Below are 21,347 nucleotides of genomic sequence, written 5' to 3' on the forward strand. Positions count from 1 at the left end.
CCTCCGTGCAGGCACGGCGGCCCAGAGCGGGTGCAATCGTGCCACACCGGCGGGCTCTCGCCCCAACCGGGAAGTCCCCGTGGTCAGCGCCGGTGGACGAGCACGAGCGCGCGGTCGTCGTTGTGCGAGCCCAGCGCGTCGACCAGCCGGTTCGCGCCGCCCTCGAACTGGCCGCGCAGCAGCCGCTCGGCCTGGCCGAGCATCCGGTCGATGCCCATCCCGATCTCGCGCCGCGCCGTCTCCACCATCCCGTCGGTGTAGAGCAGCAGCGCGTCTCCCGGCCGCATGACGCCCGTGCGGGCGGGGAAGTCCATGTCCTCGATGAGGCCGAGGACCGGCCCCTCCCCCTCGTGGATGCTCCACCGACCCGAGCCGGCGTGGAGCTGGGCCGCGGGCGGGTGGCCGGCGGTGCGGACCTCGAAGTCGCCGGTCTCGAGGTCGAGCGAGAGGTGCACCGCGGTGGCGAACCCCTCGTCCCAGCCCTGGCGCAGGAGGTAGTCGTTGGCGGCGGGCAGGAACTCTGCCGGCTCGAGCGCGCCGAGCAGGCCGCCGAACGCCCCCGAGAGCAGCAGCGCGCGGGTGCCGGCCTGCTCGCCCTTGCCGGAGACGTCGACGACGACGATCTGGAGGCGGTCTGGCTCCCGCTGCACGTCGGCGACGACGAAGTCGCCGGCGAACGGCGTGCCGCCCGCCGAGCGCAGGGCGTCCTCGGCGACCCAGCCCGCGGGCAGGGCCGGGAGGCCGCCCTGGCTGAGGATCCGGTCGCGCAGGTCGACGAGCATCGACTCGCCCTGCACCCCGGCCACGCCGAGGCGCGACCGCCGGAACGACGTCGTCAGCACGATGAAGCACAGCGCATAGAGAATGGTGATCGCGAGCACGAGCCGGGTGGTGATCTGGGGTTGCTGGGTGATCGCCAGCATCAGCATCACCATCACGAACACGACGAACCACGGCAGCTGGCGCGGGCCGAGCATCAGGCTGCCGAGCAGCAGCGGGATCATCAGCACCGTCATCGGCATCGTCTCGGGCCACACCAGCGCGCACGCGGTGACGACGAGGGTCAGCGCGATCAGCAGCACCAGCGGGCGGTTGCCGCGAGGCAGGAGGCGCCGACGCCTGCGCACGGTTCGAAGCCGGGACGCCCGGGCGGCCCGGTCCGCGTCGGTTCGAGCGGTCATGGTCGTCGGTCCTCGTCCTGGGATGCGATCACTGTAGTGCCCGCGACCGGTACCTGCGCTGGCATTGGCCGCACCAGAAGAGATTGCGCCCCTGGAGCTCCGCGGTGCGGACGGCGCGCCCGCAGACGTGGCAGGGCATCCCGTTGCGTCGGTAGACGTAGACCTCGCCACCGTGGTCGTCGCGGCGCGGCGGCCGACCCATCGCCTCGGGCATGTGCTCGGGCCGGACCGTGTCGATCCGCCCCGTGCGCACGCCCTCGCGCATGAGGACGGCGAGGTCGTCCCACATCGCCTGCCACTGCCCCGCCCGCAGCGTGTTGGCGGGCCGGTAGGGGTCGATCCGGTGGCGGAACAGCAGCTCGGCGCGGTAGACGTTCCCGACGCCGGCCACGACCGTCTGGTCCATGAGCACGCCGCCGATCGGCGCGCGGCTGCGCCGGATCCGCGCCCAGGCGACCGACGGGTCGGCGTCGTCACGGAGCGGGTCCGGCCCGGAGCGGGCGACGACGACGTCGCGCTCGGCCACCGTCAGCAGCTCGCAGGCGGTCGCGCCGCGGAGGTCGGCGTACGAGAACCGGTCACCGGCGCCGGCGACCAGCCGCAGCCGCACCTGCCCCACGGGGTCCGGCACCTCCGGCACGCCGGCGTGCACGTCGAGCTTGCCGTAGAGGCCCAGGTGGATGTGCACGAAGCGGTCGCCGGGGAACGCGACGAAGAGATGCTTGCCCCACGCCTCGGCCCCGACGAGGACCTGGCCGTCGACGAGCGCCGCGGAGTCGGCGAACCGGCCCTGCGGGCTGCTCGCGCGGACCTCGCGGTCACCGAAGACCGCGGTCAGCTCGCCGGCGAGGCGGTGGAGGGTGTGCCCCTCAGGCATCCGGGTCGGCGGCCGGGCGCTCGGGGAGCGGCGGCAGCGTGCCGTCGGCCTGGTACGCCGTGAGCTGGGCGATCCGGCGCGCGTGTCGCTCGGCGCCCGAGAAGGGCTCGGCGAGGAACAGCTCCACGAACCGGGTCATGTCCTCGATCGAGTGCATCCGGCCGCCGACGGCGACGACGTTGGCGTCGTTGTGCTGGCGGCCCAGCAGCGCCGTGTCCTCCGACCACGCCAGGGCGCACCGGATGCCGGCGACCTTGTTGGCGGCCATCTGCTCGCCGTTGCCGGAGCCGCCGATCACGACGCCAAGACTGTCCTGGCCGGCCGCGCGCTCCTGCGCCACCGCCTCGGCCGCCCGCAGGCAGAAGACGGGGTAGTCGTCCTCGGCGTCGTACCAGAACGGGCCGTGGTCGACGGGCTCGTAGCCGTGCTCGGCGAGCCAGGCGGCCAGGTGTTCCTTGAGGTCGAGTCCGGCATGGTCGCAGCCGAGGTGCACGCGCATGGCCGCCATCCTCTCAGCCGGCGTGCTGGTCCACGAACCCGGAGGTCTGGCGCAGCAGCGCCTCGGCCTGGGGGAAGACCGACACGTGCCGCCAGAAGCCGTGCACCTGGCCCAGGTAGCGGGTCGCGGTCACGGCCACGCCGGCGTCGGCGAGCAGCGCCGCGAGGTGCTCCCCCTCGTCGCGCAGCGGGTCGTGCTCGGCGGTCACGACGAGCGTCGGCGGCAGCGTGGCGAGGCGGGCGGACCGGAGGGGCGCCAGGTCGGGGTGCTCGAGGTCGGCGGGCGTCCCGGCGTACTGCTGCCAGTACCAGGCGGCCTCCCGCGGGTCGAAGCCGTCGGCCGCCGTCTCGTACGACGCGAACCCGGCCGCCGGGTCGAGGAACGGGTAGACCAGCACCGCCGCGGCGAACCGCCCGGGGTGCCGCAGGGCGGCGACCAGCGCGAGATTGCCGCCGGCGCTGTCCCCGTGGACGACAGTCGGCCCGTCGAGGCCGAGGGCGACGGCCTCGCGGTCCAGCCAGCCGACGACGGTGGACACGTCGTCCGGGGCCGCCGGGAACCGGTGCTCGGGCGGGCGCCGGTAGTCGACGCTGAGCACCGCGCGGCCGGTCCGGTTGGCCAGGCGGCGCGCGGCCGGGTCGTGCACCTCGACGTCGTGGAAGACGAAGCCCCCGCCGTGCAGGTGCAGCACCAGGCCCGGCACGGCGTCCGCGGGCCGGTAGAGCCGCACCGGTACGCCGTCGGCGTCGAGGTCGCGCACCTCGGCGACGTCCTCGCGCCGCTCCCCCGCAGCCACGGCCCGGGCCTGCTCGCGGGCGGCGGCGATGTCGTAGCCGTCGGTCCAGACCGGTGTCTCGTCGGCGGCGACCTCGAGGGCGCGCCGGGCTTCGGGGTACAGCATGCGCGCACGCTACTGCGTCGCGCGTGCCACGATGCGCACCATGCAGATGTCGCGGGCGCGGGCGGCCACGGCTGCCGCCTTCCTCAGCCAGGGCCTGGTCCTGCTCAGCCTGACCACGCGGCTCCCCGACGTCCAGGACAAGTGGGGGTTCTCGGACGTCACCCTCTCGCTGGTGCTGCTGATGATGGTGCTGCTCGCGGGGGTCGGCTCGGTGGGGGCCGAGGCCCTCGCGAAGCGCCGCGACAGCGCCCTGCTCCTGCGCTCGGGGCTGCTGCTGATCGCGGCCGCCGTACCCGTGCTCTGCCTGGCCCCGGCCGAGGCCGTGTTCATCGCCGGCATGGCCGGGTACGGCATCGGGCTCGGCATGGTCGACGCGAGCACCAACATGCAGGCGGTCGCCCTCGAGCACCGGTACGCGCGGCCGATCCTGCCGTCCTTCCACGGCGCCTGGACCCTCGGCGGGGTGATCGGCGCGATCGTCGGCCTGGCCACCGCGTCGGCTCCGATCGAGGTCAACGCCGTGGTCGGAGTCCTGCCCCTGGCGGTCGCGTTCGCGCCGTTCCTGCCCCGCGACCACGGCCCGACCGAGCTGCCCGAGGCGCTCGCGGTGCCGTGGCGGCCGATCATCCTGGTCGGCATCGCGATGGTGCTCTTCTACATGATCGACACGGGCGTCCAGACCTGGGGACCGCTCTTCCTCGACCACACCTTCACCACGCCGGAGCGGTACGTCGCCCTCGCGGCGCTCGCCTACCTGCTCGCCAGCGGTGCGGTCCGCCTGGCCGGCGACCGCCTCGTGGGACGGTACGGCCCCGTGCGCGTGCTCCGGGTCGGCGCCGTGGTCGCGGCGGCGTCGCTGGCGGTCGTGGTCTTCTCCCCCACCTGGCAGGTGGCGGTGCTCGGCTTCGCACTGCTCGGCGCCGGGGTCGCGGTCGTCGCCCCGCTCAGCTTCTCGGCAGCGGCGCGGATCGCCGGGGGCGAGGGCCTCGAGCCCGCCGTCCGCCAGGCGCGCGTGGACGCCGTGATCGCGCGCTTCAACCAGTTCAACTACGTGGGCGCGCTGCTCGGCTCGGTCATGACCGGCCTGGTCGGGAGCGGGTCGCTGCGGGTCGGCTTCGCCGTCCCGATGGTGCTGGTGCTCGGCATCATCCCGCTGGCGACGGCCTTCGCCCCGCGCGTCGCGGGATCGCTCGGGTCACTCAGCAGCGGCCGGGCCTGACCAGCTCTTGTCGGGCTGCGGCACGGGGCGGCCGGGCTGCTCGCCGCCGCGGGCCTCGAGGTAGCTCTGCTTCGGCACCATCACCTTGCGGCGGAAGATGCACACGACCTTGCCGTCCTGGTTGTAGCCGATGGTCTCGACGTGCACGACGCCGCGGTCGTCCTTCGACTTCGACTCCCACTTGTCCAGCACGGTCGTCTCGCCGTACAGGGTGTCGCCGTGGAAGGTCGGCGCCACGTGGCGCAGCGACTCGATCTCGAGGTTGGCGATCGCCTTGCCGGAGATGTCCGGGACGCTCATGCCGAGCAGGATCGAGTAGACGTAGTTGCCCACCACGACGTTCTTGCCGAACTGCGTGGTCTCCCCCGCGTAGTGCACGTCGAGGTGCAGCGGATGGTGGTTCATGGTGAGCAGGCAGAACAGGTGGTCGTCGTACTCGGTCACCGTCTTGCCGGGCCAGTGCTTGTAGGTCGCGCCGACCTCGAACTCTTCGTAGCTGCGTCCGAACTGCATGGGCTCACTCTGCCCGGACGCCTAGGCGACCGCACCGTGGGCTATCTCACCAGCCCCGTGGTTGAGGAGAGCGGTTGAATGACCGTGGTCGCCGCCGACTCTCGGCTCGCCGGGTTTCGACGCGCGGTCGCGGCCTCGCGGGCTCGGCCGCGCGCTTGCTCAACCTGCTTGACCTGCGCGCCGCGCTCGTACCTCGCGCGCCGCTTGGTCAGCTACCCCCGCCGCCCGCCTTGCGTCGATGCATCGGAGGCGTCGCACCGCCGGCCACCTCGGCTCCGTGGGCCTTCTCCCGGAGCGGCGCGTCCTGGTGCACGCCCTTCTCCTTGGAGTTCTTCCGGTCCAGCGCCTCGCGCATCTTGGCCTTGAGGTCTTCGTTGCCGTGCGAGTCCGTCATCGTTCCTCCGCGAGGGTCGGCCGGTCAGGTCCTTCCACCCTCGCACGACCCGTCGACGTACGTCGACCGACTTCCCCTGCAGCGTTCAGGAGAGCTTGTAGTCCTTGAGCAGGCTGCGGCCGATGATCATCTTCTGGATGTCGGAGGTGCCCTCGCCGATGAGCATGAACGCCGCCTCGCGGTAGAGGCGCTCGATCTCGTACTCCTTGGAGTAGCCGTAGCCGCCGTGGATCCGGAAGGAGTCCTGGACGACCTCGTTGCAGTACTCGGCGGCGAGCATCTTGGCCATGCCGGCCTCGACGTCGTTGCGCTCCCCGGAGTCCTTCATGCGCGCGGCGCGGACCATCATCGCGTGGGAGGTCTCGACCTTGGTCGCCATCTCCGCGATCCGGAAGAGGATCGCCTGGTGGTCGACGATCGGCTTGCCGAAGGTCTCGCGCTGCTGGGCGTAGGCGATCGCGAGCTCGAAGGCCCGGTTCGCGATGCCGCAGGCGCGGGCGGCGACGTTGACGCGGCCGACCTCGACGCCGTCCATCATCTGGTAGAAGCCCTGGCCGGGCTCGCCGCCGAGGACCTGGTCGGCCGAGACCCGGTGGCCCTCGAAGACCGCCTCGGTCGTGTCGACGCCCTTGTAGCCCATCTTGTCGATCTTGCCGGGGATCGTCAGGCCCGGTGCGGTCTCGCCGAAGCCCGGCTCCTTCTCCACCAGGAACGTCGTCATGTTCCGGTAGACCGAGTCCGCACCCTCGTCGGTCTTCACGAGTACGGCGACCAGATTCGACGTGCCGCCGTTGGTCAGCCACATCTTCTGGCCGGTGATCGAGTAGCCGCCGTCGTCCCCCTCACCCAGCTTGACGGCCTTGGTCTTGATCGCCGACACGTCCGAGCCCAGGCCCGGCTCCGACATCGAGAAGGCGCCCCGGATCTCGCCGGTCGCCATCCTCGGCAGGTACTTCTGCTTCTGCTCCTCGGTGCCGTGCCTCATCAGCATGTAGGCCACGATGAAGTGGGTGTTGATCACGCCGGACACGCTCATCCAGCCGCGCGCGATCTCCTCCACGCACAGCGCGTAGGTCAGCAGCGACTCCCCCAGCCCGTCGTACTCCTCGGGGATGGTCAGGCCGAAGATGCCCAGCTCCTTGAGACCGTCCACGATCTCCTGCGGGTACTCGTCCGCGTGCTCGAGCTCGGTCGCCACCGGGAGGATCTTCTCGTTGACGAAGGTCCGGACCGCCTTGAGGATCTCCTGCTGGTCCTCGGTCAGTCCATCGGTCTCACACAGCCGGCCCATGAGTGTCCTTCCGCGTCGGGGTGACTCACCGGTAACTTACTCGTTCGACGCGGGTTCCGAACCGTGAGATACCGCACGGCACCGGCCGCGGTTCAGTCGCGCTTGCCCGATCCGCGGACGATCCGCGCGAGCGCGTCGACCGCCGACTCGAGCTGCTGCTCCGTGCTCACCGACTCCGGGTCGACGCCGGGTACGTCGAGCGGGACGAGCTCGGCCAGGTCGCCGACGACCCGCACACCCGAGGCGGCCACCGCGGCGCTGCGGGCGTCGGAGCGCTTGCGCAGCCAGTCGGGGACGACGAACCCGATCGGCGGCTCGTCGCCCTTGCGGGCGGCCAGCACCTGCTTGGCGAGCCGCTTCTTGACGGCCTTGTTGTAGACGGCCTTGTCGACGTCACCGAGCGCGGCGTTCAGCCGGCCGAGCAGCAGGGCCGAAGCAGCGCCGAGGGACTCGTTCGCGCGCGGGGCGGCCGCCCAGGTCGCCGGCGCCAGGCCGACGACCTCGCAGAACCGGTCCCACAGCTGCTCGGAGGGCGCACCCGCCGGCGGGACCGTGATCACCGTGACCCGCTCCGGGCCGAGCACCTTGGCCCACCGCTTGGCGATCACGCCGGCGTCCTGCTGCCGCCAGAACCGCTTGCCGACCGCGCCCGACTCGGAGCGGACCGCCTTCTGGAACTCGCCCCAGCCCCAGCTGCGCCGGTTCTGCAGGGTCTCCTGCCACATCGCGGGCACCACCCGGCCCAGGTCGCGGACGGTGATCACGGCCTCGACGCGAGCGTCCGGGAAGTCGGCGATCACGCCCCGGATCCGGTCCTCGGCGATCGGCGCCATGAACTCCATGGACACGAGCACCGTGCCGGGGTGGTCGCGCACGTCGGCGACCAACCGCGACCACGCCTTGTCGCCGGCGCTGGACGACGCGAGGTCGGTGACCGCGCGCACCTGCCGCGACCACGGGGTCGGGAAGAGCACGCCCTGGCGCTCGAGCTCGTCGAGGTTCGCGCCCAGCCGGGCCTGCACGAACGTCGTACCCGACTTCAGCAGTCCGACGTGCAGGACCAACCGATCAACCATGAGACGCCTACTCGTCGCGCCACTCGGGGCTGTCGAAGCCGTACTTCTCCGTGACGATCATCTTCGGCAGGTCACCGGGAGCGGCGAGGTCCATGATCTCCTGCCGCGTCAGCCCCTGCCCCGACATGGCCAACCGCGCCGGGAACGGCGGGTCGGTCGGGTCGGCGTTGCCCGTGTGCGGCCGGTAGCCGACCGCGCGGGTGCGCTTCGCCCACATCCAGTCCCAGTGCTTGCGGTAGGCCTTGAACATCGGCCGGCCCGGGATCGCCAGCACCATCTCGTCACCGGTCAGGCCGGAGTCCTGGTAGTTGCTGGACCCCGTGAACGACCAGCGGGCGCCGGTGACGCCCGCGTAGTTGCCCGAGATCAGCAGCTCCTTCATGTGGCTGTAGAGGTCGATCTCGCCGTCGCTCTCGCCCTCCGGGCCGCTGTGGTCGGTGTCGAAGCCGTTGGAGCGGACCGGGACGTAGCCACGGCTGGTCGGGTTGCCGAAGACCGCTCGGGTCGCCGCGCCGGCCATGCCGTACTGGATCTTCACGTCACAGCCCTGCGCGTAGAGGTTGCGGAACCGCTGCGCGATGTACTTGCCGCGGCTGCCGTCCCACGCGTGCATGTTGACCCGGATGACCGTGCGGCCGCCGTTGATGGTGGAGCCGGTGCACTGGACGGGGCGGAGCGCCTCCATGATCGGGTCGTCGTACGGCACGCCGTGGAAGGGCGTCACCCACAGGTGATAGCCCCCGACGGCCTCGTTGACGTACGGCTTGGGGACCGGCTGGTCGAGCTTCTGCTCCTCGAAGAGCTGCTCGAGGCGCTGGTAGAGGTTCGGTGCGTTGTTCTTGGTCCAGAGGTCGTTGTACTGGTTCTTCGCCCCGTTCATCTTCATGTTCACGGAGCCGACCATCACGACGTTCTCCGCCGCTCCGGTCTTCGAGAAGAGGAAGAACTTGGAGTGCAGGACGTCACCGTTGGAGCGGCAACCCTTGTAGCACTGGGCCACGAAGTTCTTCTTCTTGCGGTTGGTGCCGATGGCCTTGCGCACCTTGCGCTGCGCCGGCGTCATCTCGTGGTCGTTGATCAGCACCTGCACCTGCACGCCGCGCTTGCGGGCCTTGATCAGGGCGTCTGCGACCGGGAACCGGTCGAAGGAGAACATCGACATCCAGATCCGCGAGCCCTTCTTCGAGTGCCGGATGGCCGACAGCACCTGGCGCTCGATGCGGAACTGCGTCTCCGGCTTGGAGCGCGGGACGTTGAAGACCGGGCCCTCGGCGGGCTTCCACTTCGGCTTCTTGGGCTTGGCTACCGCGGCGGCCTTGGCAGTCTGCGCGGCCCGGGTGCTCGCCGCGGACGTCACCGCCTCGGCCGAGGTGCTGACGGAGCCGCCGATCGCCGTGACGAGCACGATGAGACTCAGTGCCGTGGCAAGCGCACGGACGCTGGATTTCACGCGAAGGACCTTTCGTCGAGGGAGCGGGGCACGCTAACACAGGAGAATTGGGGCAAGGTCATCCCCGCCGACGGCGCCAGCGCGACGGCTTGGCGTCCAGGACCGGCACCTCGCCGGCCCGTTCGGCGGCCGCCCGGAGGTCGGTGAGCAGGGCCGCGAGGGCGCCGACGGCGACCGGCAGCAGCTCGGAGTCGGTCGCCTCGGACGGATGCCGGCGGGCGGAGATGTCGGCGGAGCGGAGCAGGTCGACGTCGCCGCGCAGGTCGAAGCCGCCGCTCGCGAGCAGCGCGAGCAGCCGCTCCTCGCGGCGCTGGAGCTCGGCCAGCTTCTGCTCGGACGGCCGGTAGCGCTCGGCGCCCTCGTGGACCAGCGTCCGCTCGCCGAGATGGCCGCGGATCCACCGGCCCCGGTCGGTGGGGGACGTGAAGCCCTTCAGGTCGGAGTTGGTACGCCGCAGCACCTCCACCTCGGCCAGGCCGAGCGAGGTGTTCGCGGGCTGCTCCTCGGCGTCGATCCCCTCGGACCGCTGCCCGCAGACGTCGAGGAACGTGTCCCACAGCTGCCGCGGACCGGCTCCCCGGGTCAGCGGCACGACGTGGATCCGGTCGTGGTCGAGCACGCTGCCCCACCGCTCGAGGACGTCGCCGAGGTCGAAGCTTGCCCAGCCCCAGGCACTGACGCCCTTCGGCTCGGGCGGGTAGGAGTCGATCGGGAGGTCGTTGCCGTTCTTGACCCACTCCTGCCAGCGGGAGGTGAAGAGGTCGACCATCGGCCGCGCGGTCACCACGACGTGCAGGTCGGCGTCCGGGAACGCCTCGCGGGCGCGCTCCACCTGGGCCGGCGTCGCCGAGGCGAAGAACTCGTGGCTGATCAGCGCGTCCCCGCCCTTCTTGCGCAGGCGGGCGTTCACGAGGTCGACGAGGTGCGTCCAGGGGTGCTCGACCTGCCGCGGTCGGTTGGCCAGGCCCGGGTCCTCCCGCAGCTCGAGCGACGCGAGCAGGTGCTGGCGGCGCGCGCCGGGGAGGTAGAGGCCGCGCTCGGCCAGCCGGTCGCGGTTGAGCCAGAGCGCCTCCTGCAGGTACGTCGTACCCGTCTTGGGGAGCCCGATGTGCAGGAAGACCCGCGAGCGGGTGCTCACTTCGCGCCGTCCGACGCCCTCGCGCTGACCCCCGCCCGGTAGCGCGCGACGGCGGCGGCCACCCGCGGGTCGTCGGTGTCGGCGAGCGCCACGAGGAGCTCCGACACGAGGTCGGTCACCTCGGCCAGCCGGAGGTTGAGCTGACGGCACTCCTGGACCTCGGCCTCGAGGTCGGTCATGCGCTGGCGGAGCCGGGCGAGGTCACGGATGCGGGAGCGGATCATGGCCACTGGACCACCAATCTTGTGAGGTACGGCGGCGCGTCCGGCGTACCCGCATCGATGCGGGGCCGGACGCGCACGGTGTCGCGGCTGAGGTCGTGGCGGGCGACGACCCGGCCGCCGGAGCGGTCGATCTCGGCGAGGAACGCGTCGAGGTCGAGCGGACGCACGCCGTACGGCAGGTCCGGGGAGGGTGCCGTCGCGACCTGGAGGTAGAGCCGCCCGCCGCCGAGGGACATCCGGGCGAGGCGCAGCAGGTTCGCGCGGCCGAACGCGGTCGTGGCGTCCGCGACGTGCCGGGCAAGCATCACCTTGGAGCCGGGGTTCCGGGAGAGCTCGACGCCCATCGGCAGCACGGACCGCAGCTCGGTGAGGCTCATCCACTCGTACCGCAGCGGCAGCCGGCCCCGGCGGGCCTTCTTCGCGCGCTTGCCGAAGGCGCGCCGCGCGTAGTCGAGGCCGAGCGACGTGACGCCCTGGCGGGCCAGGAAGGCCGCGTCGGCGCCGGCTCCGCAGCCGACGTCGATCGCCATGTCGGTCTCGCCGCGCTCGCGGCGGGCCACCCAGCGCACGAACGCACTCGGGTCGGTCGCCTGCCCGTGCGTGCGCAGGTAGAAGGGGTCCCAGAGGCGCTCGCGGTTGGCCTGGGTGCCGCGGAACCAGCCGCTGAGGCGGCGGTAGGTGCTCGGCGGGGTCTCGAACTTGTACGCCGGGTCGGGGACGCGCCAGCTCGGGCCGTACATGGCGGCCAGCAGGTGCTCCGGCTCGGCGGGGGCGGGCAGCTCGCGGCCCTCGAGCGTGGTGACGGAGGTCGGGTACATCCACTCCATCTTGAACGGCGCGCGCACCTCGCCCATCAGGTGCAGGTGGCCGTCGCGGAGGAAACCGCCGAACACGTCGAGGCCGCGCATGCGTCCGTCGCCCTCGCGGACGCCGACCTTGAACGCGATGCCGCTGTAGCGGGTGACGGGGTAGCCGAGGTCGACGAGCGACCGCTGCAACCGGAACGACTCGAGGACGACGTCGTACGGGTGCTCGTGGTCGCTCACGTAGCCCAGGTCGGCGTCCGAGTCGTGCCCGATGAGCGCGCCCTCCCGTACGGCGCCGAGCAGCGTGCCGTACGCGATGAACGGGCGCACACCGGCCGCGGTGAGCGCGCCGATGACCTCCTCGATCGCGTCGAGCAGCGGCTCGGTGTGCTCGGCGCTGCGACTGGCGAAGAGCCGGCGCAGCCGGTTGGACTTGTCCAGCCCGAGGGGGTTGCCCTTCGGGTCGACGACGCTGATGCGGTCGTCACGGGAGCCGAGGCCGACCTCGACGGCGCCGAGCTCGGCCTGGCTGACGTGGTCGAGCACGGTCACGGTCGTGCGGCCGTCGAGGTAGGGCCGGAGGGCGTCGGGCCAGTGCCAGAGCCGGCCGGCGGCACCGGCGGGCGGGTGCTCGGCGGTGTCGCGCTGGGTCCAGAACGACCCGATGCGCTGGTCGTCGAACCGGACGTCGACGGAGCGGTCCTCGGTGCCGCGGAAGGCGATGCCGTCGTCGTCGACCGCGAGCGCGGTCAGCACGTCGGCGGTCGGGGGCGCTGCTTCCACCGGGTCCTCCTCCTTCCGAATGATCCCGTCACCCGTCGGAGGGGCCCGGAGCTCGCGGTCGACCCTTCATCGACTCGGCGTCGACCGCGGGGACGTGCTGTACTCTGCTGTCACACTAGCAACTCTGTCCTCAGCACTCGCCCGCCGCCTCGGCGTCACCCACGCGGGGCAACTCGGCGACATCTCGGGCGATGACAGAACGGGAGAATAACGCAGATGCCCGTGCCGGCCCCCCTTCCCCCTCGCCGCCGCACCCTCCTCGTCGCGCTCGCGCTCACCACCGCCGCGACGCTGGCCGCCAGCGTGCTCGCCCTGCCGGCCCAGCCGGCCGCGCAGGCCGCCACGGCCAAGCAGCGCGCCGTGGTCACGGTGCAGCCGCCGGGCGCCAGCAGCTTCCGGATGGCCTCGTTCAACGTCCTCGGCGCCGACCACACCGACGGGAAGGCCCCCCGCAAGGGCTTCGCCTCCTCGGCGCAGCGACTTCCGGCCGCCAAGCAGATGCTGGAGTCGAACGGCGTCCAGGTCGTGGGCTTCCAGGAGCTGCACTGGGAGCAGGCCTCGCTGTGGAACAGCATCGCGCCCGAGTGGGGCACCTTCCCGGGCACCACGCGCAGCGAGCCCGCGGCGCACAACTCGATCAGCTGGCGGCTCGACGAGTTCACGCTCGTGCAGGCCAACGTCTTCCTCTCGCCGTACTTCAACGGCAACCCGCTGCCGATGCCCTACGTGCAGCTGCGCAACAACGAGACCGGCCAGCTCGCCTGGTTCATCAACGTGCACAACCCCGCTGACAGCCGGGGGAACGCCGAGCAGTGGCGCGACCAGGCCGTCGCGGGCGAGGCAGCCCTCGTCAACTCCCTGCGCGCCGCCGACCCGACCACCCCCGTCTTCCTCACCGGCGACATGAACGAGACGCGCGACTTCTTCTGCCCGATCGCCAGCAGCACCGAGCTCCAGGCGGCCAACGGCAGCAGCTACTCCGACGGGACCGGCTGCCAGCTCCCGAGCACGGTCGGCGTCGACTGGGTGACCGGCACCTCCGACGTGACCTTCTCCTCGTTCGTCAAGCTGCTGACCCCGATGACGCAGAAGATCAGCGACCACCCGGCGATGATCGCGACCGCGACGATCCCGCCGATGGCGGCGCGCGCGGCCGGCACCACCAACGTCGTGGTGATCTCCGTCGACGGGCTGCGGTCCAACGCGTTCAACTCGGCCTCCGACGCCGACCGCACCAGACACCTGCGCGAGATCCGCGCCGCCGGCGCGTCGACGCTGAACGCCCGGCTGAGCTACGAACGCTCCACGCCGCTGCCCAACACGCTCTCGACGCTGACCGGGCGACCGGTCGTGAAGAAGCGCGACGGCCACGGCGTGAAGTACGACGAGGACCGCGGCAAGAACCTCGCGCAGACCGCCGGCCAGTACGTCTCGAGCGTCTTCGATCGGGTCCACAACGCCGGTCGCCGCACCGCCGTCTACTCGAGCAAGAAGAGCGCCACCATCATGGAGCGCTCCTGGAACAAGAAGAACGGCGGCTCGGACCCCGTCGGTCGCGACAACGGCCGCGACAAGCTGAGCCGGTTCGCCCTGTCCCCCGACAAGGACAAGGTGGCCGTCAAGCGGGCCATGGAGGACCTGCGCACCAAGCCCGCGACCTACAGCTTCGTCGAGCTCAGCGCGCTGCAGCGCATCGGCGACGAAGGCAAGTACGGCGGGCCGGCGTACTCCGCCGCGCTCGGCCGCATCGACAAGCAGGTCAGCGGCATCGTGCGCACGATCGGGAACAACCCGTCGATCGCCGGGCACACGATGGTGGTGCTCGTCGGTGGGTCCTCCGGCGCGAAGGCCGGCAACCACAAGCCGCCCAGCTACACCGCGCCGCTGGTCGTCTGGGGCCCGGGCGTCATCGCCGGAGCGGACCTCTACGACCTCAACCCCGCGTGGACCAACCCCGGCCGTGCGAAGGTGCCCTACCGGAACAACCCGATCTTCACCGGCGTCGTCGCCAACCTCACGCTGGGCGCGCTCGGCCTGGCGCCGCTCCCGGGCTCGACGCTGAACCCGTCCTCGACCTTCAATGTCTTCGTCGACGGCACCGTCGTCCAGTAGCCCCCGGAGGCTCCGCCTGGCCGTCGCCGCCGTGCTCGCCGGCTCGCTCCTCACGACCGGCTGCACGGACGACGGCGACGACCCGGGGGCGCGGAAGTCGCCGTACCGCGCCCCGGAGCGGATCGCGCCGGTGCGCGCGCCCGCCGAGCGCGACGTCGTGCTCACCGAGCCCGCCACGCCGGCGCCGCTCGATGGGCTGGCGGACCGCCCGAACCTGCTGATGATCACCCTGGACGACGCGGCGTGGGAGGACATGCAGTACCTGCCGCACGTGCAGGAGCTGATGGTCGACGGCGGGATGACACTCGAGGAGGGCCTCTCCCCCACGCCGGTCTGCGTGCCGGCCCGCGCCACGCTCCTGACGGGGCAGTACGCCCACAACCACGGTGCGGTGACCATCAACGGCGAGGGCGGCGGCTTCGCGGCCTTCGAGGACGACGACACGCTGCCGGTCGCCCTCCAGGAGGCGGGCTACGACACGATGTTCCTCGGCAAGTACCTCAACGGGTACACCGAGGAGCAGGTCGACCACGAGCCGCCCGGGTGGTCCGTCTGGCGGCCGACGGTCGACTTCAGCACCTACAACTTCGAGAACCCCGAGCTGCTGGTCGACGGCGAGGTCGTCGAGACCGGGACCTACTCCACGACGCTGCTCAGCGACCAGAGCACCGAGCTGCTCGAGGACCCGGAGCGGGACCGGCGACCGTGGTACCTGTGGCTCAACTACGTCGCACCGCACCACGGCGGGCCGACGGAGGACGACGACCCCGCGGAGGTGTTCCCCGACGACGAGCACCCGCTCTCGACGACGGTGCCCGAGAGCCGCGACCGCGACACGTTCGCCGACCTCGAGCTGCCCGACAAGCCGAACGTCTTCGAGGACGACCCCTCCGACAAGGTCATCGTCTCCGGCACCCGCGAGCAGGTCCCGGAGTCGCGCCGGGCCCAGATGCGCGAGGCGCACCAGCAGCGGGTCGAGGCGCTCCAGTCGGTCGACCGCGCGGTCGCGCGGACCTTCGACACGCTGCGCAGCACCGGGCAGCTCGACGAGACGTACGTCGTGCTCACCTCTGACAACGGCTTCGCCCTCGGCGAGCACAACCTCGACGGCAAGCTCTGGTACTTCCGCGACATGGTGGGCGTCCCGATGTACATCCGCGGCCCCGGCATCCCCGCCGGCACCGTGAGCAGCACCCCGGTCTCGAACGCCGACTGGGCGCCGACCTTCGCCGCCCTGGCCGGCGCGACCCTGGGGCGCGAGGCCGACGGCGTCGACGTGCTGCCGTGGCTGGACGCCCGCGCGACGCGCCGCGTCGTACCGATCGCCGGCTGGCCGGTGAAGGGCGGCCTGACGCCGCTCTACACCGGAGTCGTGGTCGGGCCCTGGACCTACGTCGAGGGGCGCCGCGGCCAGCCCGAGCTCTACTACCGCACGGTCGACCCCTACCAGCTCGACAACCTGGCCACCGACCGGCGCTACCGCGGCAAGCTCAAGGAGCTCCGCGCGATCTCACGGCAGGCCCGCGACTGCGCGGGGAGCACCTGCCCCACCGAGTTCCACCGCTGAGCGGCTACTGCATGCTGACGTCGGCCACGATCACCGGGTGGTCGGTGATCGCCTCGATCGGTCCGCCGTCGAGCTCCCGGTAGTTCGAGAACGCCACCGGTGTGGACCCGAGCACCCAGTCGACCCGCGGGCCCGGCGGCACGTAGCAGGGCGGCCCGGGCAGGGCGCCGCTGGCGCTCTTCAGCACCGGGGTGATGCTGGAGATCCGGCAGTAGAACTCCGCGTGCTCGTTGAAGTCGCCGGTCATGAGCACCGGCACGCCGGTGTTGTGGAGCTGCGCGGCGAGCTCGGCCTCGAGGTTGGTGGCCTGGACGCGCCAGTGCTGGGCGGCACCGTGGACGTCGGCGGGGTTGTGGAAGTTCGCGACCCAGAAGCGCTGGCCGCTGGACCGCTGCTCGAGCAGCACGTAGGGCATCTGCACCGTGCGGCCGCCGAAGTAGGGAATCGCGATGGTCTCGGCCTGCACCAGCTCGAAGAGCGAGCTGTTCCAGGCGATGCTGTTGGTCCCGTCGATCACCGAGAGCGTCTGGCCGGGGAACACCGACCAGCTCGGGAGCCGGGACAGGAACACCGACTGCTGGACCGGCTCGAACTCCTGGGCGCCGACGACGTCGATGCCGAGCGAGGAGATCAGGGAGGCGGCCTGCCCGGCGCGGGTAGCGCCGTTGGCGAAGTGGGCACGCCGACCCTTGCCGTTCGTGTGACTGGCACCGAGCATGTTGAAGCTGGCGATGCCGAAGGGCTCTGCCGGCGTCACGGGCAGGCCCTGGGCGATGCGCTCGGCGCGCGTGACGAGCGAGTCCGACCCGCCCTTGCCCGCGCCCTTCGCGGCGCCCTTGGCCTTCTCGCCGGCGGGCTGGTCCTGGAGCTCCAGCTCGGCGGCGGGGACGATCCCCTGCGCGTCCGGAGGAGGCGTCGGGACGATGGCCCGGGCGCCCGCCTGGCGCGCGACCGGCTCCGCGGCCTGGCCGCTGTCGAGGACGCCGTTGGACTTCAGCTGCGCGACGCCCGTGACCATCAGGCTGAGCACGACGACCGCACCCACGGCGACGACCGCGATCCGGCCCCGGTCCTTGCGCCGGGATCGGTCGATGCGAGCCCCACCGCGAGGTCGGGAGGTCGGCTCAGGCGTCTCCACCGCGCTCCACCTCCTGGCTCATCCTCGCCGTTCGGCGGGCTCGCCTGAGGGTAGCAAGCCCACCGCCGCGCACGGGATCCACCGAATGCACTCGTCTCCTCCACATACTTCCCCCCTGCCTCGTCGGCCGGAAACCTCCGGACCTGAGCGTTCCGGGCTCCCCGGTCCGCCGGTCCCGGACCGGTAGCGTGTCGGCGTGAACACCCCACGGAATCGCAGGCTTCCCCCGCTGCGCTCCTCCAGCCCACGATTCCGCGGGGACCCCGGATGAGCACGGCACCTCCACGCGTCTTCGTGGCCCGACTCGTCGGGCTGCCGATCTTCGACCCCCAGGGCGACCAGGTCGGCAAGGTGCGCGACCTGGTGGCGGCCGTACGGTCGGAGGTGCACCAGCCGCGGGTGCTGGGGATGGTCGCCGAGGTCTTCGGACGGCGCCGGATCTTCGTGCCGATGACCCGGGTGACCAACATCGACAGTGGGCAGGTCTACACGACCGGGCTGCTCAACATGCGCCGTTTCGAGCAGCGCCCCACCGAGACGCTGGTGATCGGTCAGATGCTCGACCGGACCGTGCGCATCCCGGGCTCAGGGGTGTCCGGCACCGTCTACGACGTCGGCATGGAGCAGGCCCGCAACCGCGACTGGGTGCTGTCCCGGGTCGCGATCCAGGAGCCGGCCAAGGGCCTGCGCCGCCGCGGGCAGACGCACGTCGTGGAGTGGCGTGACGTCGAGGGACTGACCACCCGCGAGGAGACCCAGGGCGCGACCCACCTGATCGCGGCGCTCAACGAGATGCGCCCGGCCGACGCGGCCAACATGATCCACGACCTGCCGCCGGAGCGACGTACGGCGGTCGTCGCCGCCCTCGACGACGAGCGGCTCGCCGACGTCCTGGAGGAGCTGCCCGAGGAGGACCAGGTCGAGATCCTCGAGCACCTCGACTCCGAGCGGGCCGCCGACGTCCTCGAGGAGATGTCGCCCGACGACGCCGCCGACCTGATCGCCGACCTCCCGCCCGAGACGGCGGAGGCGCTCCTCGGGCTGATGGAGCCGGACGAGGCCGAGGACGTGCGTCGTCTCCTGTCGTACGTCGAGAACACCGCCGGCGCGATGATGACGCCCGAGCCCGTGATCCTCGGACCCGACGCCACCGTCGCCGACGCGCTCGCCCACGTGCGCAACCCCGAGCTCACCCCGGCGCTGGCCGCGCTGGTCTACGTCTGCCGCCAGCCGCTGGAGCCGCCGACCGGGCGCTTCCTCGGCGTCGCGCACATCCAGCGGCTGCTCCGCGAGCCGCCCTCGACGCTCGTCGCCGGGGCGCTCGACGACACCATGGAGTCGCTGCGCGCTGAGGCGACCATCGACGAGGTCGCCGCGCACCTGGCGACGTACAACCTGGTGGCGGCGCCGGTGGTCGACGAGAACGGCCACCTGCTCGGCGCCGTCACGGTCGACGACCTGCTCGACCACATGCTCCCCGAGGGCTGGCGCGACCGGGCGATCCGCGCGGAGGCCACCTCATGAGCGACCGGTCCCCGCGGCTCGACACCCCGAAGGACCTCGGCCGCAAGCCGCTGGTCCGGCGGCCGTCGTACAACTCGGACACCTTCGGCGTCTTCGCGGAGTCCTTCGCGCGCTACATGGGCACCGCGCGGTTCCTGATGTGGATGACCGGCGTCGTCATCATCTGGATCCTCTGGAACGCCTTCGCGCCCGACGACGCCCACTTCGACGCCTACCCCTTCATCTTCCTGACGCTCGCACTGAGCCTGCAGGCGTCGTACGCCGCGCCGCTGATCCTGCTCGCGCAGAACCGCCAGGAGGCGCGCGACCGGGTCATCGCCGAGCAGGACCGGCAGGCCGACGCGCGGGCGCACGCCGACATGGAGTTCCTGGCCCGCGAGGTCGCGTCGCTGCGGATGGCCGTCGGCGAGGTCGCGACCCGCGACTTCCTGCGCTCGGAGCTGCGCAGCCTCCTCGCCGATCTGGAGGGGCGCGGCCAGGAGCGTGGCCAGGAGCGTGGCCAGTCTCACCCGGGCGAGGACGAGCCGCGGGACACCCCCACGTAGACTCGGGGATCATGAGCAGCCCCCTTCTCGAGCAGGTCAACGCCGCCCTCGCGACCGTGAACGACCCCGAGATCAAGCGCCCGATCACCGATCTCGGCATGGTGGATTCCGTCGAGATCGACGACGCCGGCGTCGTCCGGCTCACGGTGCTGCTCACCGTCGCCGGCTGCCCCCTCAAGGACACGATCACCCGCGACGTGAACGCCGCGGTCGGTCGGGTCGACGGCGTCACCGACGTCGACCTCACCCTCGGCGTGATGACCGCCGAGCAGCGCTCCGGGCTGCAGCAGCAGCTGCGCGGCGGCCAGGCGCAGCGCGAGATCCCGTTCGCCCAGCCCGGCTCGCTCACGAAGGTCTACGCGATCGCCAGTGGCAAGGGCGGCGTCGGCAAGTCCTCCGTCACCGTCAACCTGGCGCTGGCGCTGGCCGGGGAGGGCCTCAAGGTCGGGGTCGTCGACGCCGACATCTACGGCCACTCGGTGCCGGCCATGCTCGGCGTGGCCGACGAGCGGCCGACCCAGGTCGAGGACCTGATCATGCCGGTCCCGACCTCCAGCGGCGTCTCGGTCATCTCGATCGGCATGCTCAAGCCGCGGCGCGACCAGGTCGTCGCGTGGCGCGGCCCGATGCTCGACCGCGCGCTCGTGCAGATGCTCGCCGACGTCTACTGGGGCGACCTCGACGCGCTGCTGCTCGACCTGCCCCCCGGCACCGGCGACATCGCGATCTCCCTCGGCCAGCACCTCCCCGGCGCCGAGGTGGTCGTGGTCACCACTCCGCAGGAGGCGGCCGCCGAGGTCGCCGAGCGCGCCGGCACGATGGCCTCGATGATGCACCAGCGCGTCGTCGGCGTCGTCGAGAACATGAGCTACCTGCCCTGCCCCCACTGCGCCGAGACCGGCACCGACCACCGCCTCGAGATCTTCGGCAGCGGCGGCGGCGACCGGGTCGCCCAGACCCTCTCGGCCCGGTTCGGCTACGACGTCCCCGTGCTCGGCCGGATCCCGATCGACCCCTCGCTGCGCGAGGGCGGCGACGTCGGCAAGCCGATCGTGGACGCCGACCCGACCGCCCCTGCAGCCGTGGCGCTCAGCGGGATCGCGACCCAGCTGGCCGGCCGTGGCCGCGGACTCGCGGGTCTGCAGCTCGGGCTGACGCCCACGACCAAGCTCTGACCAAGTAGGTTCTCCCACGTGTTCGGGGTCGGCCTGCCTGAGTTTGCAGTCATCGCGTTCGTCGCCGTCCTCGTCTTCGGCCCGGACCGGCTGCCCGACCTGGCCCGCCAGGCCGGCCGGATGGTGCGTCAGGTGCGCAAGCTCGCCAACAGCGCCCGCGACGAGCTGCGCGCCGAGCTCGGCCCCGACTACGCCGACCTCGAGCTGCGGGACCTCGACCCCCGCGAGATCGTGAAGCGCCACATCGCCGAGGCGCTCGAGGACGAGGACGACGAGCCCGTCCGCCGTCCCGCGCGCCGCGGCCAGCGCCCCCTCGGGGACGGCGAGATCCCGCCGTACGACGCCGACGCCACCTGAGCTACTCCCGCGACTGCACGGCCGCGATCCCTTCGAGCGCGACGAGCACCTGCCGGCCCTCGCCGACGATCGCCTCGACGAAGTCGGCTCCCACCCGGCGCAGCACCGCGTCGTACGTCGCGCCGGAGCTCAGGTGGACCACGCACCGCTCCCCCGCGTCGGCGAGCTGGCGGAGCGCCGAGCCCAGTCCGAGGCGGGCGACCGGCGCCCACGCGACCTCCGGCACCGAGCGTCCGGACGCGCCGTGCACGACGGCGACGGCCGGCAGGCAGACCACCCAGTCCTGCGCGGCAGCGCTCACCACGCACCACCCCTCGGCGACCCGGTCGAGCACGCCGACGACCGCGCCCACGCCGACGACGTCGAGGCGCACCTCCGTGCCGACCGACGCCATCAACCTGCTGGCGAGCGTGACCTCGCGGTACGCCGCCCGGCTGCGGTCGGCCAGCTCCCAGTCGCGCTCGGCGTCGTAGAGCGCCTCCGCCTGCTGCTCGAGGTCGTCGAGCACCGCGAAGAGCTCCTCCTCCCAGGACATGCCCGACTCTGCCCGGTCGGGCGCTTCCGCCAAACCGGTCCG

At 72.0% G+C, this 21,347-nt stretch carries 21 protein-coding genes; 7 read left to right on the plus strand and 14 right to left on the minus strand.

Going from position 1 to position 21,347, the window contains the following annotated elements; translation table 11 throughout:
• Positions 1–83 precede the first annotated feature (83 nt).
• From ACFQQI_RS06205 to ACFQQI_RS06220, 4 genes are read right to left on the minus strand one after another with little or no spacing between them, the layout of a single operon-like run.
• Complete coding sequence (locus ACFQQI_RS06205) at positions 84–1,181, minus strand: PP2C family protein-serine/threonine phosphatase (RefSeq protein ID WP_378559485.1); 1,098 nt, start codon at positions 1,179–1,181, stop codon at positions 84–86.
• A 28-nt stretch (positions 1,182–1,209) separates the two neighbouring features.
• Entirely contained in the window at positions 1,210–2,058 is an 849-nt protein-coding gene (locus ACFQQI_RS06210; protein WP_378559487.1) for an Fpg/Nei family DNA glycosylase, read from the minus strand.
• The gene (locus tag ACFQQI_RS06215; protein ID WP_378559490.1) at positions 2,051–2,557 is read right to left on the minus strand and encodes a ribose-5-phosphate isomerase; all 507 of its coding nucleotides are present in this window, start codon (positions 2,555–2,557) and stop codon (positions 2,051–2,053) included. The genes ACFQQI_RS06210 and ACFQQI_RS06215 overlap by 8 nt, the downstream gene beginning before the upstream one ends.
• A gap of 13 nt (positions 2,558–2,570) precedes the next feature.
• Positions 2,571–3,458 (minus strand): alpha/beta hydrolase, encoded by an 888-nt coding sequence (locus tag ACFQQI_RS06220; RefSeq protein WP_378559493.1) that lies wholly within the window; start codon positions 3,456–3,458, stop codon positions 2,571–2,573.
• On the opposite strand from ACFQQI_RS06220, the gene ACFQQI_RS06225 reads away from it, so the two are divergent.
• Positions 3,457–4,677, plus strand: a complete 1,221-nt coding sequence (locus tag ACFQQI_RS06225; RefSeq protein ID WP_378559496.1) for an MFS transporter — start codon at positions 3,457–3,459, stop codon at positions 4,675–4,677. The two genes, ACFQQI_RS06220 and ACFQQI_RS06225, sit on opposite strands and share 2 nt — an antisense overlap.
• Here the strand turns inward: ACFQQI_RS06225 and ACFQQI_RS06230 are convergent.
• The 8 genes from ACFQQI_RS06230 to ACFQQI_RS06265 all read right to left on the minus strand — a co-directional run bounded on the left by ACFQQI_RS06230 (position 4,654) and on the right by ACFQQI_RS06265 (position 12,352).
• Positions 4,654–5,190 carry a MaoC family dehydratase gene (locus tag ACFQQI_RS06230; protein ID WP_378559499.1) on the minus strand — a complete coding sequence of 179 codons (537 nt, stop codon included), beginning with the start codon at positions 5,188–5,190 and terminating at the stop codon, positions 4,654–4,656. The two genes, ACFQQI_RS06225 and ACFQQI_RS06230, sit on opposite strands and share 24 nt — an antisense overlap.
• Positions 5,191–5,398: 208 nt before the next feature.
• Positions 5,399–5,584 (minus strand): DUF5302 domain-containing protein, encoded by a 186-nt coding sequence (locus ACFQQI_RS06235; protein WP_378559502.1) that lies wholly within the window; start codon positions 5,582–5,584, stop codon positions 5,399–5,401.
• Positions 5,585–5,669: 85 nt separating this feature from the next.
• Complete coding sequence (locus tag ACFQQI_RS06240) at positions 5,670–6,875, minus strand: acyl-CoA dehydrogenase family protein (protein WP_378559505.1); 1,206 nt, start codon at positions 6,873–6,875, stop codon at positions 5,670–5,672.
• Positions 6,876–6,967: 92 nt separating this feature from the next.
• The gene (locus ACFQQI_RS06245; protein WP_378559508.1) at positions 6,968–7,951 is read right to left on the minus strand and encodes a hypothetical protein; all 984 of its coding nucleotides are present in this window, start codon (positions 7,949–7,951) and stop codon (positions 6,968–6,970) included.
• Between the two features lie 7 nt (positions 7,952–7,958).
• A complete protein-coding gene (locus tag ACFQQI_RS06250; RefSeq protein ID WP_378559511.1) occupies positions 7,959–9,401 on the minus strand; it encodes a phospholipase D-like domain-containing protein in 1,443 nt (480 codons plus the stop codon).
• 58 nt (positions 9,402–9,459) lie between these two features.
• A complete protein-coding gene (locus ACFQQI_RS06255) occupies positions 9,460–10,539 on the minus strand; it encodes a hypothetical protein (protein WP_378559514.1) in 1,080 nt (359 codons plus the stop codon).
• Positions 10,536–10,763, minus strand: a complete 228-nt coding sequence (locus tag ACFQQI_RS06260; protein WP_378559517.1) for a DUF6752 domain-containing protein — start codon at positions 10,761–10,763, stop codon at positions 10,536–10,538. Before ACFQQI_RS06260 ends, ACFQQI_RS06255 begins: the two co-directional genes overlap by 4 nt.
• Entirely contained in the window at positions 10,760–12,352 is a 1,593-nt protein-coding gene (locus ACFQQI_RS06265) for a hypothetical protein (protein WP_378559520.1), read from the minus strand. The genes ACFQQI_RS06260 and ACFQQI_RS06265 overlap by 4 nt, the downstream gene beginning before the upstream one ends.
• Positions 12,353–12,568: 216 nt before the next feature.
• Here ACFQQI_RS06265 and ACFQQI_RS06270 point away from each other — a divergent pair, with 216 nt between their 5' ends.
• Together ACFQQI_RS06270 and ACFQQI_RS06275 are read left to right on the plus strand one after the other, a co-directional pair.
• Positions 12,569–14,464, plus strand: coding sequence for a hypothetical protein (locus tag ACFQQI_RS06270; RefSeq protein ID WP_378559523.1), 1,896 nt, complete (start codon positions 12,569–12,571; stop codon positions 14,462–14,464).
• 31 nt (positions 14,465–14,495) lie between these two features.
• Entirely contained in the window at positions 14,496–16,031 is a 1,536-nt protein-coding gene (locus ACFQQI_RS06275) for a sulfatase (RefSeq protein ID WP_378559526.1), read from the plus strand.
• Between the two features lie 4 nt (positions 16,032–16,035).
• On the opposite strand, the gene ACFQQI_RS06280 is transcribed toward ACFQQI_RS06275, so the two are convergent.
• Positions 16,036–17,169 (minus strand): endonuclease/exonuclease/phosphatase family protein, encoded by a 1,134-nt coding sequence (locus ACFQQI_RS06280; RefSeq protein WP_378559529.1) that lies wholly within the window; start codon positions 17,167–17,169, stop codon positions 16,036–16,038.
• A gap of 267 nt (positions 17,170–17,436) precedes the next feature.
• On the opposite strand from ACFQQI_RS06280, the gene ACFQQI_RS06285 reads away from it, so the two are divergent.
• Genes ACFQQI_RS06285 through ACFQQI_RS06300 form a run of 4 tightly spaced genes read left to right on the plus strand, consistent with a single transcriptional unit; the run spans position 17,437 to position 20,770 of the window.
• Positions 17,437–18,693, plus strand: coding sequence for a magnesium transporter MgtE N-terminal domain-containing protein (locus ACFQQI_RS06285; protein WP_378559532.1), 1,257 nt, complete (start codon positions 17,437–17,439; stop codon positions 18,691–18,693).
• Complete coding sequence (locus tag ACFQQI_RS06290) at positions 18,690–19,238, plus strand: DUF1003 domain-containing protein (RefSeq protein WP_378559535.1); 549 nt, start codon at positions 18,690–18,692, stop codon at positions 19,236–19,238. Before ACFQQI_RS06285 ends, ACFQQI_RS06290 begins: the two co-directional genes overlap by 4 nt.
• 11 nt (positions 19,239–19,249) lie before the next feature.
• Complete coding sequence (locus tag ACFQQI_RS06295; protein ID WP_378559538.1) at positions 19,250–20,413, plus strand: Mrp/NBP35 family ATP-binding protein; 1,164 nt, start codon at positions 19,250–19,252, stop codon at positions 20,411–20,413.
• An 18-nt stretch (positions 20,414–20,431) separates the two neighbouring features.
• Positions 20,432–20,770: a sec-independent translocase gene (locus tag ACFQQI_RS06300; protein ID WP_378559541.1), complete on the plus strand. Its 339-nt coding sequence runs from the start codon at positions 20,432–20,434 to the stop codon at positions 20,768–20,770.
• Between the two features lies 1 nt (position 20,771).
• Here ACFQQI_RS06300 and ACFQQI_RS06305 read toward each other — a convergent pair whose 3' ends face one another.
• Positions 20,772–21,305: a hypothetical protein gene (locus ACFQQI_RS06305; RefSeq protein ID WP_378559544.1), complete on the minus strand. Its 534-nt coding sequence runs from the start codon at positions 21,303–21,305 to the stop codon at positions 20,772–20,774.
• Positions 21,306–21,347 lie beyond the last annotated feature (42 nt).

Origin of the sequence: Nocardioides sp. GCM10030259, from assembly GCF_042666375.1 — a bacterium.
Classification (GTDB): Bacteria; Actinomycetota; Actinomycetes; order Propionibacteriales; family Nocardioidaceae; genus Nocardioides.

What these genes read in the sequence shown, in the direction of transcription:
- ACFQQI_RS06305 (WP_378559544.1), bottom strand. Translation starts at nt 21,305, where the DNA reads ATGTCCTGGGAGGAGGAGCTCTTCGCGGTGCTCGACGACCTCGAGCAG.
- ACFQQI_RS06220 (WP_378559493.1), bottom strand. Translation starts at nt 3,458, where the DNA reads ATGCTGTACCCCGAAGCCCGGCGCGCCCTCGAGGTCGCCGCCGACGAG.
- ACFQQI_RS06235 (WP_378559502.1), bottom strand. Translation starts at nt 5,584, where the DNA reads ATGACGGACTCGCACGGCAACGAAGACCTCAAGGCCAAGATGCGCGAG.
- ACFQQI_RS06245 (WP_378559508.1), bottom strand. Translation starts at nt 7,951, where the DNA reads ATGGTTGATCGGTTGGTCCTGCACGTCGGACTGCTGAAGTCGGGTACG.
- ACFQQI_RS06215 (WP_378559490.1), bottom strand. Translation starts at nt 2,557, where the DNA reads ATGCGCGTGCACCTCGGCTGCGACCATGCCGGACTCGACCTCAAGGAA.
- ACFQQI_RS06205 (WP_378559485.1), bottom strand. Translation starts at nt 1,181, where the DNA reads ATGACCGCTCGAACCGACGCGGACCGGGCCGCCCGGGCGTCCCGGCTT.
- ACFQQI_RS06230 (WP_378559499.1), bottom strand. Translation starts at nt 5,190, where the DNA reads ATGCAGTTCGGACGCAGCTACGAAGAGTTCGAGGTCGGCGCGACCTAC.
- ACFQQI_RS06285 (WP_378559532.1), top strand. Translation starts at nt 17,437, where the DNA reads ATGAGCACGGCACCTCCACGCGTCTTCGTGGCCCGACTCGTCGGGCTG.
- ACFQQI_RS06210 (WP_378559487.1), bottom strand. Translation starts at nt 2,058, where the DNA reads ATGCCTGAGGGGCACACCCTCCACCGCCTCGCCGGCGAGCTGACCGCG.
- ACFQQI_RS06270 (WP_378559523.1), top strand. Translation starts at nt 12,569, where the DNA reads ATGCCCGTGCCGGCCCCCCTTCCCCCTCGCCGCCGCACCCTCCTCGTC.
- ACFQQI_RS06260 (WP_378559517.1), bottom strand. Translation starts at nt 10,763, where the DNA reads ATGATCCGCTCCCGCATCCGTGACCTCGCCCGGCTCCGCCAGCGCATG.
- ACFQQI_RS06240 (WP_378559505.1), bottom strand. Translation starts at nt 6,875, where the DNA reads ATGGGCCGGCTGTGTGAGACCGATGGACTGACCGAGGACCAGCAGGAG.
- ACFQQI_RS06225 (WP_378559496.1), top strand. Translation starts at nt 3,457, where the DNA reads ATGCGCGCACGCTACTGCGTCGCGCGTGCCACGATGCGCACCATGCAG.
- ACFQQI_RS06295 (WP_378559538.1), top strand. Translation starts at nt 19,250, where the DNA reads ATGAGCAGCCCCCTTCTCGAGCAGGTCAACGCCGCCCTCGCGACCGTG.
- ACFQQI_RS06290 (WP_378559535.1), top strand. Translation starts at nt 18,690, where the DNA reads ATGAGCGACCGGTCCCCGCGGCTCGACACCCCGAAGGACCTCGGCCGC.